This window comes from uncultured Ruegeria sp., from assembly GCF_947500045.1.
Taxonomy (GTDB): Bacteria; Pseudomonadota; Alphaproteobacteria; order Rhodobacterales; family Rhodobacteraceae; genus Ruegeria.
In genome coordinates, this window is record NZ_CANMQQ010000011.1 from 128,654 (window position 1) to 145,982 (window position 17,329).

The window sequence follows — 17,329 nt, forward strand, 5'->3', positions numbered from 1 at the left end:
GGTGGGTCAATGCAGGATGCTCCTCTTGACGTAGTTTTCAACGAGACGGATGCCGAAGGCCGCGATCAGGCTCATGACCAGAAAGAATATCCCGGCGATGGTGATCGCCTCGGTGAACCGATAATATTCTGCCCCGATCAGTTTCGAAACTTGCATGATCTCGGCCACAGCAACGAATGACAACAGCGGCGTTTCCTTAAAGATCGCAACCAGATAGTTACCCAATGCGGGCACGATCGGCGGTAAAGATTGCGGAATAATCACATCCCGGAAGGTGCGATAGGTTGACATGTTCAGCGCGGTGCATGCTTCCCACTGACCCTTGGGGACTGCCTGAAACCCCGCGCGATAAACCTCGGCGCACAGCGCGGAATTATAGATGCCGATGGCCAGAATGCCCGTGGTCAGCGGTGGCAGGGTCAAACCGATCTCGGGCAACAGAAAAAACAGAAAGAAGATCTGAACCAACAATGGTGTGGCTCGGATAAACTCGATCAGTTCGGTTGCCGGACGGCTGATCCAGGCCGACCGGTTGGTTTTCAAAAGCATGAGGATCAACCCGCCCACCAATGCAAAGGCAAAGCTGGCTACTGTGGCCCAGATCGTTACGCCCGCAGCTTGCCACATCTTGGGCAGAACCACATCGAAGGTAAAATCCCATCTCCAATCCATGGCTCAGACCCTCTTGCTCAGGTGACGGGTGTAATGCTCTTCTAGCGCCTCACCGCCGAACCGCACGAACTGTGCGAAGACGTAGTAAAGCAGCATGGTGATGAAGAAGATCTCTACCGTTCGGTAATGCAACTGGTTCTGCTGAACCGCGGCATAGGTGATGTCGACCAAGGTCACTGCTGACACCAGTGCCGTTGCCTTGATCAGTTCAATGGTCAAATTGCTCATACCAGGGATCATGATAGCGATGGCTTGCGGCAAAACGATCCGCGTCAAGCGCTTATAAGGCGCCATATTTAGAGCGATGGTTGCCTCGGTCTGGCCTTTCGGCACGGCCGCGATCGCTCCGCGCACGACCTCGGCCCCATAGGCGCCAAAGTTCAAGCCGATGGCCGTCACACCGGCTACCATTGGAGACAGGGTGACGCCAAACTCAGGCATTACGAAGAACATCCAGAACAGGATGACCAGCAGCGACGTTCCCCGGAACACCTCGATGTAAAAAATCGAAGCCCAACGGATGGGCCTATTGGCAGACAGCCTGCCGATGCCAGAGATCACCGACATAAAGAGAAACAGCGCAATCGACAGGATCGAGACCTGAACGGTCACCACCGCCCCTTTCAGAATGGCAGGCAGAAATACCCGCATTTCTGAAAACGTAGCGAAGGTCATACCGACCAGAAAGGCGATCAACGCGGATACGATGGCGATGCGATTCATGCTCATTCCCCGCAAGTGTTTCGTGTTTCCCGGCCCGTTGGTCGGGCCGGGTTCCTTCATGGGCTCAACCGCCGCAGAGCTCGGCTGTTGAACTGATTGGCAGTTCATCTGCCGTCATTCCGTGCTTTTCCATGATCGCAATATGTTCAGGTGAACCAATGAAATCTGCCATCGTTGCATTGAAGGCGGCGACGAATTCAGCATCATCCGGACGGAAGGCAAACGCGCCGTGCGACACCGCCGGCTGACCTGCCACTTCGGCAAAAACCGGAGTGGACTCGACGCCACCGGGATCGCTGGCAATGATCTGCCGCACACCCGGTGCTGATACCGCCCAGGCATCAATGCGGCCGGCTTTCAGCGCCGCAACACCCGTTGGGTTGTCCGGCAGTTGTGAAATACTTGCATCATCCACACCGGCAGCCTGCGCATAGCCGACCTGAGCGGCGCCGGCCACGGCACCCACTTTCAGACCGTTCTCGGCAATGGACTCGTAGTTGCTAACGCCTTTCGGATTACCCTTTTCTACCAGCATTGCTTGTTGAATCCCGAATGTCGGTTCGGAAAATTGCACTTCGGCGCAGCGCTTGGGCGTCACGAACATGCCAGCAGCAACCACATCGAAACGATCAGCTTTGAGCCCGGGGATCAGGGCACCCCATTCGGTCGAGTTCGCCTCAGCCACTTTTCCACCCATCTTTTCTAGGACGGTTGTGAGTGTTTCGACATCGGTGCCAACCAAGTTATCATCGGCGTCTTTATAAGCATAAGGCGAAAAATTATAGAACGCGACCCGCAGGCCTTCGCCCGTTGCACGCTCGTTCAGTGTTTCGGCAAAGCTGGCCGTTGCGGAAAGGGCAACGGTAGCCATTGCTGTCGCGGTAGACAGCAGGTGTCGGCGCATAAATTTCATGTTATTTCTCCTTGTTGATGAGTAGTTTTTTCTTTTTCGAAGTTTTCAAGTAACCGGCCATAACCGGGTATACTGTTCGTAAGGCCTGAATGGGTGACAAGCTGCCAGACCATCGCCTGATTGCTGGAAATCACAGGCAAGCCTGTTGCGGTTTCTATGCTTTCCAGCACCGTCAACGACTGGAAGTCAGTGCAGGAGACAAAGGTCGCATCGACGCCCCTCGTACTCAGCGACGTGGCCACTTTGAAGATTGCTTCCGGGGTCACGCGGCTGATATCAGCCGACCCGGTGATGCCAAAATCAAGTCGATTGACGATTTCGAACCCGCGCTCAGAAAACGTGTGCGCCATCAGATCGGCGATTTCGCTTTCATATGGGGTGACCATATTCAGACGTTTGGCACCAAGATGGTCGAAGGCCGCGCAGGCTGCCTCTACAGGGTTTACAACAATGGCTTTTGGCGATGACTTGCGAATTGCGCTGCGTACATTGTCCGGCCCGATAGCGATCGTGCCCGAAGTACAGCCAAAAACCACAGCATCCAGTTCCACCTCAGGATTGAGGAGATCTACTGCGTCGCTCAGGACCGGCGCCATGTTTGCCAGCTGTTCCAGCGTGCAGTGGCCTCCAAAAGCAATTCTGGTGGTAAAAGTCAGAGCTTCGCGCGGCAGCATACGCACCAGGTCGCGCTCGATCACCTGATCATTGGCCAGGGCGACAACACCTATGCGATACTCGCCCGGACTGTTCCCGAATATCTTGCTTGCGTCCATTTATCGGCACCTCACAGCCTTATCGGACCTGACCGCTTCGTCAAAGAGACCAACCGGCCGGGGCTAACACCCCGGCCAGACAATCAACCTTAGCCTTCACACAGGTCTGCGGTGCTGCGCGCGGGCAGTTCGCTTTTCTGCAGGCCGTGCGCCTCCATGATGGCGATATGCTCTGGCGTGCCGATGAACGCGGTCAAAGTTTCGTTAAATTTCTTCACGAATTCGGCCTCGTCCGGGCGGAAAGCATAAGCACCATGGGGGCTGGCGGGCTTTCCGCCGACTTCGGCAAAGGGTTCGAGCATTTCAAAACCTTCACCACCGTCGCTGTTCACGGCAATCCGTGCCCCGGGTGCGTCGATTGTGAACGCAGCGGCTCGTCCTGCACGAACGGCTGCCAGTCCGGTCGGGTTATCGGGCACCTGCATAATGTTGGCATCTTCGACACCAACGCTCTTGGCCCAGTCGACCTGCGCGGTACCAGCAATCGCTGCCAGCGTCCTGCCAGAAGCGGCGATACTCTCATACGAGCTGCCCAGGCCGTCGGGGTTGCCTTCTGGCACGATGATGGTGTTCTGAATGCCGAATGTCGGTTCAGAAAAGGCGACCTCACCGCAGCGTTTGGGTGTGACAAACATTGCTGCGGCGACGATGTCAAATCGATCGGCCTTGAGGCCGGGGATCAGGTTGCCCCATTCCGTGGCCGTCTCGGACTGGACCTTCAAACCCATCTCACCCAGCACATGGCGCAAGATTTCAACCTGCTCGCCCACGACGTCGCCATCGGCATTGACGTAGCCAAAGGGCGCAAAGTTGTAATAAGCCACGCGTAGGCCTTCGCCGTTGCCACGTTCTTCGACGGTTTCGGCCGAGGCCATGACCGGCAGGGCCGCCATGACCAACCCGGCGGCCACTTTCAGAACAGTGCGACGCAGAATATTCGTTTTCATTATTTCCTCCCAGGTAGTTGGTCGAGGGCCGCCGAACTCAGGCGACCCTCCTTCGTTCAGGCCTCGATGACCGGAATTTCCCATTCAGCGACCGGCGCTGACAGCAGGTCCGGTTCGCCAGTTGTTACAGCCCAGTTGTCTTCGGCGTTGATAAAGCCAAGTTCGTTCGAGAAGTTCGGATTACAGGCAAAGACGTTGCCCACCTCGAAGGTAATATCCTCGAACGCGGCCAGCGATGGGTATTCGGTAGTCTCGATTCCGACACCGTGGCCGACACGGCCCACACCCATGGTCTTGAGACCACGATCATCCAGGTATTTGTCAACAACGCGGATAATGTCAGCAGGCGTGTTGCCCGCCATCAGCTGCATATTGCAGTCATGGCGCAACTTCATGGCCCAGGTATAGAATTCGGATAATTCCTCCGAGGGCATTCCGACCGATGCGGTCCGCGCCAAATCCGACCAGTAGCCACGATAGCTAACGCCAACGTCAAAGCCCAGCGTTTCACCCTTTTGAATCACACGGTCAGTCGGTAGCAGCACGATGCCTTTTTCATTGGCGCCCGACAGCACGCACAGCAGCGAAATCTTTTCCGCCCCGTTTGCAATCAGGTTTTCCCGCAGTATCTGGGCGACCTCGTTTTCGGTCATCCCCGCGCGCACCTGGGTAAAGGTCTTTTTCTGCGCTTCAGCCGAAATGATCGAAGCTCGTCGCAGATATTCGATTTCCTGTGGCGATTTTACGTTGCGCACCTTCAAGATGATGTCGGCGGCATCGACAAACTCGACTTCTGGCACGCCTTTCATGACCTCTTGCAGGCCCAGGTAGGAAATACCCAGATACTGTTCGCGGCCGAGTTCACAGCCGATCTTGGCCTTGGACAGGCCGAGGTCTTTCAACACACCGATGATGAACTCGGGGTGGCCCATTAGGCCGCCAGTGGTACGAATATCGGTGATGAACGAAGTCTGTTCGACCTGCGCAACCTCGAACGGCATGGTGATCAGCGTCGGATCGCCGTCCTTGGGGATGATGACCATGTACGAGCGAATCTTGTCGACTGCGCACTGCTCGGACCGGTGGCCCGAGTAGTACTGATAGTTCAGCCGCTCAGTGATCAGCATTGCATCGAGGTTCTTTTCAGCCATTAGCGTGCGCGTCTTTGCAAAGCGCTGTTCGAATTCTTCACGTGAGAAGTCTGCGTATTGGGGTGCCATAAGAGCCCTGTAATTCTGAGTTGACGTTGAGATAATACTAGATAATATATTATTTAACGCAAGGCATTTCTTTAAGGAGTCGCGGGATGAGAGTTTATTCAGATGCGCAGGTGAAGGATGCTCTTCCGTGGAACGAGCTGATTACGCAACTGCGAGAAGCATTTGCTAATGGCGTGTCGCAACCTTTGCGGACCGCACACACAATCCCGGTTCCCGGTGAGCCCGACGCCTCGTTTCTGGCCATGCCCGCCTGGGAAGAAGGCGGTAAGCTGGCAGTAAAAATACTGTTTATCGCTCCCGGGAATTCCGCTCGGAACCTGCCAGCAGTAAATGCCTCGGTAATGGTGTTTGACGCTGTGACCGGTCAGGCCGAAGCGGCCATGGAAGGTGGTGAATTGACTGCGCGCCGGACGGCAGCGACCTCGGCACTTGCCGCGGATCTGATGGCTCGCAAAGACGCAAGAAACCTGCTGATCGTCGGTGCTGGCACAATTGCGGATACCCTAATTTCCGCCCACCGTGCTGTGCGTGACTATGAATCAGTACAGATCTGGGCGCGCCGGCCAGAACAGGCCCAAGCGCTGGCTGCAAAGTTTGATGACAGCGTAACGGCATCCTCCGATCTTGATGCAGCTATCCCCGAGGCTGATGTGATCGCCGCCGCTACGATCACCAATGACCCGCTGATCAAGGGCGCGCTTCTGAAAGAGGGCGTGCATCTGGACCTGGTCGGTGGCTTCACCACCGACATGCGCGAAGCCGACAGTGACGCCCTGAAACGTGCTGCGCGCAGTATCATTGTCGACACTTATGACGGTGCGATGGCTGAAGCGGGCGACATCACCCAACCACTGGCCGAAGGCGCAATAACCCGTGAAGACGTCGTCGGGGACATGGCCGAGCTTTGTCGCGGCGAGGCTCAACCGCGCACGTCCGATTCACAAATCACTGTTTTCAAATCCGTGGGAGCCGCCATCGAAGATTTTGTGGCCGCTCGCATGACTGCTGCATCCTAAAACCTGACTGGAAAGAAAATGACAGAGTTCAGATTCGCACGCCGCTCGGCCATCCTTGGCAAATCGGTTTTCGATCATGCCCCGGGCACGATCGCACTCAACTCCGGTGCGGCCTACCCGCCCTGCCTGCCTGACGTAGTGCGCGAAGCGACCGAAGCGGTCGGCCCACTGCGCGAAGAGGCCATGCAATATGCACCGTTGATGGGTCTGGACGACCTGCGCGATGAGATCTGCAACTTCGTGGCTGAGGACGGCATCAAGGCCAACCGTGAAAACGTTTTGGTCACCTATGGATCAAAAAGCGCCTTTGATCTGGCCCTTCGCACCTTCTGCGAGGTCGGGGATGCGGTGATCGTGACCCGTCCGACCTATATGACCGCCGTGCATATCATGCGTACACACAACGTCCGCTTTATCGACATCGGTCAGGACGAAGAAGGGTTCTGTGCCGATGAGTTGGAACAGAAACTGCAAAACATGGAAAACAACGCCGAACAGATGCCAAAGCTGCTGTTCGACGTCCCGGATTTCCACAACCCCACCGGCGTTACGACCTCGCTGGCTCGTCGCAAGAAGATACTGGATCTGGCGCAGCGCTTCAATTTTGTAATTTGCGAGGACGATCCCTATCGCCGTATCCGGTTTGAAGGTGAGGTGATCCCTTCGATCAAATCCATGGATAGTACCGGGCATGTCATCAGCCTGGGTACTGTGTCCAAAATCCTGGCCCCCGGGCTGCGCGTGGGCTGGGCCATTGGTGATGCAGGCGTGATCCGCCGCATGGCGATGCAAAAGGCCGATGGCGGTTCAAACGCGTTTTCCCAGCGGATCGTTGTTCAACTAATGCAGTCGAACAAAATGGCGCATCACATCGACGAGATGATTCACCAGATGCGCATTCACCGCGACGCGATGATCGCTGCCTTTGCCGAGCACCTTCCCGAAGCCAGGATTCGCGCACCACAGGGCGGGTATTTCCTTTGGGCTAAACTGCCAGAAGGAAGTGACGCTGAGCGTCTTGTCGAATTGGGCATCGCCGAAGGTGTCGAAGTGACTTCTGGCCGCCTGAGCTTTCCCAATGACGACCCGGGTCACTTCATCCGTATGGCCTACAGCTTCATAACTGTCGACGAAATCAACGAAGGTATCGCCAAACTGGGCGTTGCCTGGCGCAAACTACAATCCAAAGCACAAGCGGCATAATAAGAAGGATCATCCCAATGCCCTGCCCCAAAGTAAGCCTCGCCCCCTCCTGCGAGATCGATCTGGACGCCGAAGGTAAGCATCATGGATATGTTCGTATTCAGTTCAGCTCGGACCGATCTGCCTATGGTTGGCTGCCAATGCCGATCATGTCGATCAAAAACGGTGATGGCCCGGTCGCGGTTGTTATCGGTGCCAACCACGGTGACGAATACGAAGGTGTGTCAGTCACAAACGGCCTGTATCAGGAGCTGGAGCCCGGCGATATCAAAGGTCAGATCATATTTCTGCCCGCCGCCAACGCACCGGCATTCTACGCAGGCCGCCGCACCTCGCCGCTGGATTGGACCGGTGAGGCCAACCTGAACCGGATGTTCCCGGGCAACCAGTATGGCTCGCCCACCGAGATGATCGCCTGGTACATCACCAAGCACATTGTGCCACGTGGTGACGCGTTCTTTGACCTGCACTCGGCCGGTAAATCCATCGACCACCATCCGTCGGTGAAAATCCGCCTGATGAACGATCCTGCCAAGGACGCAATGCAGATGAAATTCCTCGAGCTGTTTGGCGCACCGTTAGGTATTGTTGGCGACCGGGTGCACGAGACTACCCTTTCGGGTGAAATCCTGCCGTTGGACAAGATCTATCTGTCGACTGAATTGGGCGGGGCGGGCAAGATCCGACCGTGGATCCGCGATTTCGCCTGGAACGGCATGAAACGCTGTCTGCGTGAGCTCGGTGTCCTGCAAACTGACGAGGTTCTGCCTGAACCCGAACACAAGGTCGCTCTGAAGGCGATGCAGACCGGCGATCACTACATCTTCGCCCGCAAGGACGGAATGTTTGAACCCCGTGTCAACCTTGGAGATGTTGTCGAGGACAGTCAATTTGCCGGTTATATCTGGAACCTTAAAGAACCATGGGAAAAGCCCGAGGAGCTGTATTTCAACAAGGGTGGCGTGGTCTTCTGCAAACGCACCCCGGCGCTGTGTGAGATCGGCGATACGCTTTTCTTCACCCTCAGCGACTATGAAGGATAACACCTTCACCGATCCCAAGGCACGGTCTCCCTCTCCCTGTTTGTCGCGTCTGAAGGGGCGCGCAGCGATGCTGCGCGCCTTTGACCCCGCCCTGACCAGTGGAGCCGACTGCGTTTCCAAGAGTTTTGTTTTTCTTTTGTTGCCGGACGCTTCGATGCTGAGCTTTAGCGCCGTAGTCGAGCCACTGCGCATGGCCAATAAGCTGAGTATGCGCGCGGCTTACGAGTGGCAAACCGTATCGCTGGACGGTGAGCCGCTGCAATTTTCCAACGGCGTAAACGTGACCGTCAATAGCCGTTGTCACCGGCCTGAGAGGCCCGACTACGCTTTCGTCGTCGCCGGTAGCAAACTGAGCTCAGGTCAGGAGAAAGCCGCGGCACGCTGGCTGTATAACCGCTATCGTGCCGGCGCACGGGTTGGTTCAGTTGATGGCGGAGCACACATCATGGCTCGCGCCGGTTTGCTTGAAGACCGCGACTTTACTCTGCATTGGGAGGATCAGCTCGGTTTCCGCGAAAGGCACCCCTTTCTGTACCCCGTAGACCGCCTGTATTGTGAGGATGACAGCGTGATCACATGCGGCGGCGGCATGGCGGCGGCGGATCTGACTCTGCATTTGATCGAGCACAATTTTGGCCGAGAATTTGCCATGTCCGTATCCGAATTGTGTGTTCATATTGGACTCCGGCAGGGTGAGGAGAGTCCAAAAAATTCGATGTCCATGATGCTTGGGTCGCGGAACCCACACTTGATAACCGCCGCCCGGATCATGTCGGACAATTTGAAAGACATTCTACCGTTAGACCTAATCGCTCGCAATTCGGGCGTGTCCCGCCGGCAGCTGGAGCGGTTGTTCAAAACCTACACAAGCCGATCACCGGCAAGTTTTTATCGTGATCTGCGATTGGAGCGTGGCCGCCAGCTGTTGCGCGACACCGATTACAAGGTCATCGCCATTTCTGCTGCCTGCGGCTTTTCCAGCGCGACGAGTTTTTCACGCAATTTTCGAAGAAAATTCGGCTTTTGCCCTATCCAGTCAAGAAAGGTGTAACCCCTGACACAGCCCCTTCCATCCATGCCGCAGATCACGGGTCGGACCGCCGAACATAGCCAGAAGGCCCCCGAAAAGGCGGCGTTGTTTCTGGCGGATGACAAATTTGAAGACTGGTCTGGATTGCTGGCGTTGATGCGCCGGGCATTTTCACTGCACATCGGGAAAGTCGACCCGCCCAATACGGCGTTGGACTGCACGGAACAGGACCTGGTTACAAAAGCCAGACAAGAGGCGCTGCTTTTGGCCTTTTCAGGGTCCAAACTGGTTGGTTGTATGTTCATGCGTAAGCTGCACAGCGCACTCATTCTCAGCCGGTTTTCAATTCTACCTGAAATGCATGGCTCTGGTCTGGCGCGCCTTATGATGGCCAAAGCAGAGCGGTATGCAATGGCAAACTGCCTGCACGAGCTGGCACTGGAAACTCGCGTTGAGTTACGCTCAAATCAAGATAAATTTGGGGCTTTAGGATTTAAGATCGTCGGCGGCCGTGCCCATAAGGGTTTTTGTAAAGTGACTACGTTGAAAATGACAAAGGTACTACGCTAGTAAAACAAGGAGAAGCGAAATGGAGATGTTTGACTTCGAACTTTTGAAGCATGGATCACAGGAGCGTGCCTTCGCTACGTCTTAAATAAGCTGCAGAATGTTGATTGCCACGGCACTGTTACTGTCTGCACTAATGCTTCTCATACCGTTGGCTCTTTTCATCTGAATCGATCCTCTGTGGTGTCCAGGGAACAGAGAATGAGGAGATGTCAGGGTAATTGTCACTGGGAGTGGAAAAATCTTGGGGACCTAAATTGATCTCGGTCTATCCTTATGTCTTTGTCGCAGGTGGATTAGGTGTGAAAGTTCGGATCAGGATTGAAACGGAGTTTGCGTGGAGCGAGTGCCGGTCCCATGAGATTGGCGTCATTGAGCGGTGTTCTATCGATCCGTCGGATGACGGCCTTGGTATCAGCCTCGCTGAGGGCAAATCGATCTTGAAAGAAGTCCAGCGTGCTGTTCTCCAGGATCAAGTGGAAGAAATCAGCGAAGTCGCGCGGGCAGGCCGTCACTGCCATTCGTATTTGCCTGTGCATGATCGTCGTAAGCGACGTATCGATACTCATTTCGGTCGTGTGACTGTCGAAGCGCCTCGGGTCCGGATGTGTATGTCCGGCTTCCCGGGCTTTCCTGCGTTCAAGGCAGCGTATTCTCCGCTCACGCAGATTTTGAAAGACAATGCCACACCCGAATTTAGGAGGCTTCAAGCCGAGCTGGGTGCCCGGCATAGTTTTCGGGAAGCCGCGCGTCTGTTGAACGAGCTCACACCTTTGAGCCACCCAAAACCACGCAACGATCCGGAACCGGCTTGCGTCGGTTGCCAAGGCCCTTGAAGATCGCAGTTGCGAGGAACCGACGGATACGGCCATTCAAGCAAAACCTACCGAGGTGACGGTCTTTCTGGACAGCGCATATGTTCGTTCACGCCTCGAATATCAAAGGCGAAATTTCGAAGTCATTGTGGGATCAATTGAAAGCGAAACAGCTGAAAAACGGCGGTTTGGATTGAGCCAGATGGGTGCCGATCACCCGATTGAACACCTGCGGTCCAGCCTGAAAGCCGCTGGTTGGGAGGATGGCGTTGCAGTCACTGTTCTTTCTGATGGGGATCCCACGCTGCCTCAATTGGTCAGAAACGCAACGGGTGCCGATGTTCGTCACATTCTTGATTGGTGGCATCTATCGGCGCGCATCCGACATGTGGAGACAACATTTCAAACGCTGGCATCACACACCGGAACTGAAAGTAGCGCAGAGATTGCTGCCCTTGTTGAGATACTTCGCTGGCGCATATGGCATGGTCAGACAGACCGAGCACGCGATACGCATGACGTCTTGTTCCGCTTCGCGATGCGCGTGCGCGAACACACCCATGGTCAGTCAAACGATGAGGCGCGCTCGGTCGCCTCACGCGCAATGAATCTGAGAACATACTTGAGCCACAACCTGTCAGCCATCGCGAAATACGGGCGAAGACGTCAGCAAGGGAAAGCAGTCTCAACGTCAAGGGCAGAAGGCCTCGTAAATTGAGATCGCCAATGTGCGCATGGGAAAGAAACATCGCATGAGATGGTCCCCAAGAGGCGCGCACCGGGTTGCGGTTGTCAGGGCTGTCCTCTTGGATGGAAGGCTTTCACTATGGCTACTTAGGGCGGCACAATCCCCAAAGCTTTTCCACTCCCCAATATGAAAATTAAGAATACAAAACACCATTGATTTTGCAGGACAATTTCAGACAAGATTCCGATTAAATAGGGTACAGTGACATCCGCTTCGGCTACTCTGGACGGCATTGAGGTCGCCAACATGATCCGAAAGCAGCAATTCTCCAGCACTGCGACATCTGGCTTTCGGCTATTTGCAGAGATTGCAGGATAGGTGTGTCCAGTAAGTCGCTTACTCCGCCCGTCCCAAAAGTTTGCGACACATCCATTTCGGATACTGTGCACCTTCGAAAGAAATCATAGACTAACCTTCACCTGATTAATGCCGTTCGCTACCCCGGCGCTAACCTCACAAAGGTCAATGGTCAAAAGTTTGCAACAGATCCAGGCGTCTATGGAAGAGATTAAAATGATTGGCCTCTTGTCAAACTTTGAGCAACCAATGCTGCACGGATCTGATAATGTAGTCAGGTAACTCTAGTTCCACTACGGAGAAATCAGGCATCGTGGCCATACTGAACTACGACGCACAGCATTGGCGGGACGCATTGGGGATCGCAGAAGGGTGCGAGCCCACTGCATTGATCCTTGAAGGCACCTGGTGGCGGGAAACCGCAACACAAGCGCGTTTGAGTAAGCTCAACAACGTGGCGGAACTGGCCTTTCCAGAAATGTTCGTCGGGGACAGTAACGGTGTCCGGATCGCATATTGCTGTGCTTATGGCGCAGCGCGGGCGGTGGAACCTGCTCATGTGTTCGGGCAGTTGGGAACGAAGTTGATGATCCAACTCGGAACCTGCGGGTCGCTGGACCCGAATGCAGGGACAGGGGTTGTGGCCTTGCCCGTGGAATGCCAAGCGTGCGACGGAGTATCGCAGTACTACGGGGCGGGTGAAAAAGTGATGACCGATCCTGATCTTGTCAGCGCAGCTGAGCGCGCCTTATCGCAACGTGGCATCCCCTCCCAACGCACGCGGCACCTGACGTGGCCCAGCCTCTTTGCGCAGTCGGACGAGATGTGTGCCGAATGGGCGCGCGAGGGCATCGCTTCGATCGATATGGAAACCTCGGCGGTGGTTGCAGTTGGCGACAGGTTTGGCGCGCGGACCTTTTCACTCCTGACTGTATGGGATCAGTTGTTCGAGGGGCGCACATTCAATGACCCATTGCCACCGGAGTCAGCAGAGGCGTTGAAGCGCTCCAATGACGCGGTCTTTGACGTTGCGCTCGAAATCGCGTTAGGGGCTGCTGGGCGCTAAGACCAAAGCTCAGCCTCGGGCCTTTACCAAACATCGATAGAAATCCTCGAACACTGCGTCGCGGGCAACATCATATGCCTCAAGCATGGCATGACGATTGTCTTGCTGGTGCCAGTAGAGGTCTTCTCTCAGATGTGGCGAGGCTGTCATATGTGTCGGCACATAGGCTGCATCCAGCATCCAGGCGACGTTGATGATGTCCCAGATCACCCATGTCTTGGTTTCGGGTTCGCTGATGGCGTATTTCACATGCAGTGGATTGTTGGTGTAAAGGTGCCAAAGGTAGTCGCCGATGTCCCCTCGTCCCTTCACAAAGCGTTCCATCTCGGGCAGTGAGATCGTCAGTTGCGCCCCCACATGATACCCCGGCAGATACACATGCGGCACGCCGCATTCGAACAAAAGCCGGGAGGAGCGTTGATCCTGAACGAGGTTCAGCGAAGGTTCATTGCAAAAGGGCGCATAACTGGGAAAGCCGGAGGTCCAAACCACAACGATGTTGTCGATGATGTCCGGTGCCATCAGCAGCGCAGACCCAATGTTGGGCAGGGCACCCATGGCGAGGATATAAACCGGACCATCCGCGCGGTTGCGAGCCTGCTTGATGATAAATTGCACAGCATCGGAGTCGACAGGTTTATCGTAACCCGGCAGATGCTCCTGCGCGCCGCGAAATACGCGGCCTTCATACGGTTCGTGGCAGGCCTCAAAGACGCGGATGATCTCGTCGTAGGAGCGTTTTTCACCCACATCCGGCGTCACGAATTCAATATCGTCCGCCGTGCGGCCATCGGCCAGCAGGCGCTTGGCCCAGCCTGCAAAGGGGCCGACGAACTTGCTGTCGTGATCCGTACCACCACCCTTTTGCAGGGCTGCCACGGCGTCATAAAGTCCATCACGGTGGTGCAAAAAGGAAAACGGGGCCGCCGTCACGCCTTCGAGCTTGAGGCGGTCCTGTGACAGGATCGCCCATGCGACCGCATATTGATCGTCTATTTCATTTGCGGTGTCCGTGTCGATGATCACGCGCGGCATCGGGCCCGGGCGGCCCAAGCGCTGTACCATCAGATCGGGGTCCAATGGCGTGAACCTGCGAACGGCGTCTTGCAGCGTGGTCATGGGCAAACCTCTCTAGTTGCCGAAGCCCTTTCCAAAGGCTTCTTCCTTGATGAATCGTTCGGTGATGAGCAGCAAGATGATCCCCGGCATTGTGACCACCAGCGTGATGCCCGCAGCCGAGGCATCCAGCGTGCCGCCTGAGATTTTCGAAAACAGTAACGTCGGCAATGTCACGATCTTGCCCTGACCCATGAAGAAGGTCAGCAGGAAGATGTTGGTAGAGACGAGGAATGTGAAAAGCGCCCCTGCCACCACACCCGGTAACAACATGGGCAGAGTGACCATGCGCAGGATTTGCCAGCGGCTGGCTCCAAGGATCATGGCCTGTTCCTCAAAATCGCGGCCCAACCCCTGATAGACCGCCGTCAACATGCGGATCATATAGGGAATCGTTGGGATCAGGTGGACGATGATGATCCCGATATAGGTGCCCGCCAGTCCGATGTTGATGAAGATCATCAACAGGGCGATGCCTATAGCAGCCTCAGGCACGATGAGCGGCATCGATAGGAAAAACTCGAAGGCTGGCTTGCCACGAAAGTTTTCCCGCGCCAGTACCCGTGCGGCTGGCAGACAGATGACGAGGGCAATCAGTGTTACTACACAACCGATGAAGACTGTGTTCAGCGTCGCCTCCCAGACCTGGCTGTAAGGCGAAATGACATAGTCCCAGGCTAGCGGCAGCACCGATTTCTCACGCTGTTCCAGCCACCATGTGCCGGGCAGCAGATCGGGCCATGCCCACTTAAAGGCAAAGCTTTGAATGATAAGCGGGATGAACGGACCAAGGATGAAGCCCGCGATCAGCAGCAGGTAGAGTTTTTGGTACGGCGACAGCCGTTCATTCAAAGCGACAGAGGCGGACTCGCGGGCCATCAGCTGCGCCCTATCCGACGTTCGTAGCGGCGGTAGAAGGCAAGGTAGCTATAAAGGATCACACCGGCCACCAGCGCAATGGACACGACAGTGGCCATGCCCTGCAACTGCAGCGTATAGTCCGCGTCGTTGAAGTAGCGCCACGCGACCACCGGCAGGGTGTCCGGAAATCCGCCGCCAAGGATAAAGGGCGCCTCGAAAGCGCCGATGTTGAAGGCGAATATGATCAACGTGGACGAGATGATGCCGGGCAGGATCTGCGGCAGTGTAACCTGAAAGAAGATCTGGCGCTTGTTCGCGCCGAGGATGGCGGCCGCCTCTTCGGTTTCACGGCCTACACCCAGTAAGACGGCATAGATCGTCAGGGCCACAAAGGGGGTCTGCTTCCAGACATAGACGGCGATGATGCCCCAGCCCATGTGGGTCTTGAGGATCTGCGGAAACTGGTTGGGATCATCGATAAACCCTGTGAAGGCCATCAGGCGCGACAGCATGCCGCCGTTGCCAAGCATAATCACCGCCAGCGCAATACCCACCGTGTAGGGAATCATTAGCGGCAGCTTGTAGAGGTATTTGTAAAACGCCTTGGAGGGGAACGTCCGCACCAGCGCCAGCGCCAACAGGATGCCCAGTACCAGAGAGATCAGCGTTGCCGCGACGGCGTAATAGAGCGTCAGACCAAGAGACTTCCAGAAAAAACTATCCCCCCAAAGCGCTGCGAAATAGGAAAAATCGGGAAATGTGTTGACCCCGAACCAGGGCGCGAACCCCAGTGATTGTGCAACACCCAATACCAGCGCGCCCCCAAAGAGGACCGTTAACACCAGCATCACCGGCATCAACTGGATCCACATCCAGGTGCGTTCACGTTTGTGGCGGGCGAGTTCCTTTGTCTTGGACATTGTCTTCCTTTGCAGCGGGGCCCCGGCAAAGAGCCGGGACCCCGATGAGGCTTAGTTCAGGTTCGCGACGGCGGTCTCGACAATCGACGCGATGCTTTCGCTACTATCGCGTTCGATGTATTCGAGCCAAGTCGCCTCGATCACATCTACCAGCGTGGCGTTCGTGTCGGGGGCTGTATTGGCGTCAAGATCGGCCTGCGTCACGCCCACCAAACCGGGGGAAGCCGCATCGAGTTTGGCCGCGTCGTCCGCGCTCAGTTTCCAGGGGTCAATGCCCGGAGGCATACCGGCGATTTCCAGCTTGGTGGCCTGGCTGTCGACCGACGCCATGTAGTTGGCCATAACCATCGCCGCTGCAGGATTGGGCGCATTGCCGGGGATCACAAGATAGTTCTTGTTCTTGATCATGTTCCCTTCAGGAAAGATGAACTGCTCTGCCCCTTCGGGATAGGTACCATCGCGCAGGCCGGTGGCCACACCGTAAAGGCCGAATTGGCAGGAAAAGTCGATCTCGCCATTCAGGAACAGACCGTCCAGCGCCTTGGGATCTTCCGGATAACGCGCATTGCCGCCTGCACCAAGCAGATGCGGCTCCAACGCCTTAAGGTATTCCATGCCGGGCGTGATCAGCCGCGCCAGCTCTGCCGCGCCCAACTCATCGATGGAGCTTTGGAAGGGGACCGCGCTGTTGCCTTCGGGGTTGAGGGCATAGACCGTCGCCTGAACAAAGGTGTTGCCGATGAAATGAGGTGGCTTGACGTATGTGAACTTACCCGGATTCGCCTCTAGATAGTTCATCAGCTCTGCGAATGTGCCAGGGACCTGATCGGCCGGCACACGAGTGGTATTGACCGCGCAGACATACTGCTGACCAGACCATGGCATCTCGGACGCGTTGGTCTCGACCCCGAAATCGCGCAGGTTCAGCAGCGCACGGGGATCCTCCGGGTTCCATTCGATGTTGGCGCTGTTGGGCAACTTGTCGGCAAAGGCACCCATCAGGGCATCCTGCCGCTTGAGCGTGGCAAAGTTTTCGCCATTCACCCAGATCGCGTCAACACTGCCTTCGCCCAACCCCTTGCCAGAGCCTTTTTCGGCCAGCACGAGGTCAACGGCATCCTTGGTGCCGGTGATCCGCACCGGGTTCAACGTGACCCCTTCGGCGGCCAGTGCAGGCACGGCGACACTATCCATCCAAATGTTGATTTTGTCGCTGCCGCCCCAGTAGTAAAGGTTCACTTGCCCCTCTTCCTTCGCGCGGGCCTGCACGTCTTCCCAACTGATGTCACCGGCGATGAAACCGTCGCGGAAAGCGTCGGCGTCCTGGGCAATAGCCACCCCCGCCATCAGGCTGCCGATCACCGACAGGCTCAATAGTGTCTTTCTCATGGTTCGTTCC

16 protein-coding genes and 1 pseudogene are annotated in these 17,329 nt (G+C 56.0%); 7 read left to right on the forward strand and 10 right to left on the reverse strand.

The features are described 5' to 3' along the window. Window positions 1-6 precede the first annotated feature (6 nt). From ehuD to Q1B46_RS17230, 6 genes are all read right to left on the reverse strand, one after another. Window positions 7-672 (reverse strand): ectoine/hydroxyectoine ABC transporter permease subunit EhuD, encoded by a 666-nt coding sequence (ehuD, locus tag Q1B46_RS17205; protein WP_299949885.1) that lies wholly within the window; start codon window positions 670-672, stop codon window positions 7-9. A gap of 3 nt (window positions 673-675) precedes the next feature. Next, on the reverse strand, window positions 676-1,395 hold the full coding sequence (ehuC, locus tag Q1B46_RS17210; RefSeq protein WP_299949887.1) for an ectoine/hydroxyectoine ABC transporter permease subunit EhuC: 720 nt from the start codon (window positions 1,393-1,395) through the stop codon (window positions 676-678). A gap of 64 nt (window positions 1,396-1,459) precedes the next feature. Next, entirely contained in the window at window positions 1,460-2,308 is an 849-nt protein-coding gene (gene ehuB, locus Q1B46_RS17215; RefSeq protein WP_299949889.1) for an ectoine/hydroxyectoine ABC transporter substrate-binding protein EhuB, read from the reverse strand. Then, on the reverse strand, window positions 2,305-3,081 hold the full coding sequence (locus tag Q1B46_RS17220) for an aspartate/glutamate racemase family protein (RefSeq protein WP_299949891.1): 777 nt from the start codon (window positions 3,079-3,081) through the stop codon (window positions 2,305-2,307). Before Q1B46_RS17220 ends, ehuB (Q1B46_RS17215) begins: the two co-directional genes overlap by 4 nt. A gap of 89 nt (window positions 3,082-3,170) precedes the next feature. After that, window positions 3,171-4,028, reverse strand: coding sequence for an ectoine/hydroxyectoine ABC transporter substrate-binding protein EhuB (ehuB, locus tag Q1B46_RS17225; protein WP_299949893.1), 858 nt, complete (start codon window positions 4,026-4,028; stop codon window positions 3,171-3,173). 56 nt (window positions 4,029-4,084) lie between these two features. Next, window positions 4,085-5,248, reverse strand: coding sequence for a Xaa-Pro peptidase family protein (locus Q1B46_RS17230; RefSeq protein ID WP_299949895.1), 1,164 nt, complete (start codon window positions 5,246-5,248; stop codon window positions 4,085-4,087). 86 nt (window positions 5,249-5,334) lie between these two features. On the opposite strand from Q1B46_RS17230, the gene Q1B46_RS17235 reads away from it, so the two are divergent. From Q1B46_RS17235 to Q1B46_RS17265, 7 genes and pseudogenes are all read left to right on the forward strand, one after another. Then, on the forward strand, window positions 5,335-6,264 hold the full coding sequence (locus tag Q1B46_RS17235) for an ornithine cyclodeaminase family protein (RefSeq protein ID WP_299949897.1): 930 nt from the start codon (window positions 5,335-5,337) through the stop codon (window positions 6,262-6,264). Window positions 6,265-6,282: 18 nt separating this feature from the next. Beyond that, a complete protein-coding gene (locus Q1B46_RS17240; protein WP_299949899.1) occupies window positions 6,283-7,467 on the forward strand; it encodes a PLP-dependent aminotransferase family protein in 1,185 nt (394 codons plus the stop codon). A 17-nt stretch (window positions 7,468-7,484) separates the two neighbouring features. Then, window positions 7,485-8,510, forward strand: a complete 1,026-nt coding sequence (locus Q1B46_RS17245; protein WP_299949901.1) for a succinylglutamate desuccinylase/aspartoacylase family protein — start codon at window positions 7,485-7,487, stop codon at window positions 8,508-8,510. A gap of 67 nt (window positions 8,511-8,577) precedes the next feature. Continuing rightward, window positions 8,578-9,561 (forward strand): GlxA family transcriptional regulator, encoded by a 984-nt coding sequence (locus tag Q1B46_RS17250; RefSeq protein WP_299949903.1) that lies wholly within the window; start codon window positions 8,578-8,580, stop codon window positions 9,559-9,561. A 24-nt stretch (window positions 9,562-9,585) separates the two neighbouring features. Then, window positions 9,586-10,110, forward strand: a complete 525-nt coding sequence (locus Q1B46_RS17255; RefSeq protein WP_299949905.1) for a GNAT family N-acetyltransferase — start codon at window positions 9,586-9,588, stop codon at window positions 10,108-10,110. Window positions 10,111-10,409: 299 nt separating this feature from the next. Beyond that, window positions 10,410-11,800, forward strand: a pseudogene (locus Q1B46_RS17260) (ISKra4 family transposase). 480 nt (window positions 11,801-12,280) lie between these two features. Beyond that, the gene (locus Q1B46_RS17265; protein WP_299949907.1) at window positions 12,281-13,033 is read left to right on the forward strand and encodes a hypothetical protein; all 753 of its coding nucleotides are present in this window, start codon (window positions 12,281-12,283) and stop codon (window positions 13,031-13,033) included. 9 nt (window positions 13,034-13,042) lie between these two features. Here the strand turns inward: Q1B46_RS17265 and Q1B46_RS17270 are convergent, their stop codons facing one another. From Q1B46_RS17270 to Q1B46_RS17285, 4 genes are read right to left on the reverse strand one after another with little or no spacing between them, the layout of a single operon-like run. Continuing rightward, window positions 13,043-14,152 carry a nucleoside hydrolase gene (locus Q1B46_RS17270; RefSeq protein ID WP_299949909.1) on the reverse strand — a complete coding sequence of 370 codons (1,110 nt, stop codon included), beginning with the start codon at window positions 14,150-14,152 and terminating at the stop codon, window positions 13,043-13,045. Between the two features lie 12 nt (window positions 14,153-14,164). Further along, window positions 14,165-15,028, reverse strand: coding sequence for an ABC transporter permease (locus tag Q1B46_RS17275; protein ID WP_299949911.1), 864 nt, complete (start codon window positions 15,026-15,028; stop codon window positions 14,165-14,167). After that, window positions 15,028-15,930 carry a sugar ABC transporter permease gene (locus Q1B46_RS17280; RefSeq protein WP_299949913.1) on the reverse strand — a complete coding sequence of 301 codons (903 nt, stop codon included), beginning with the start codon at window positions 15,928-15,930 and terminating at the stop codon, window positions 15,028-15,030. The genes Q1B46_RS17275 and Q1B46_RS17280 overlap by 1 nt, the downstream gene beginning before the upstream one ends. Window positions 15,931-15,981: 51 nt before the next feature. Beyond that, window positions 15,982-17,319, reverse strand: coding sequence for an ABC transporter substrate-binding protein (locus Q1B46_RS17285; protein ID WP_299949915.1), 1,338 nt, complete (start codon window positions 17,317-17,319; stop codon window positions 15,982-15,984). Between the last annotated feature and the right edge of the window lie 10 nt (window positions 17,320-17,329).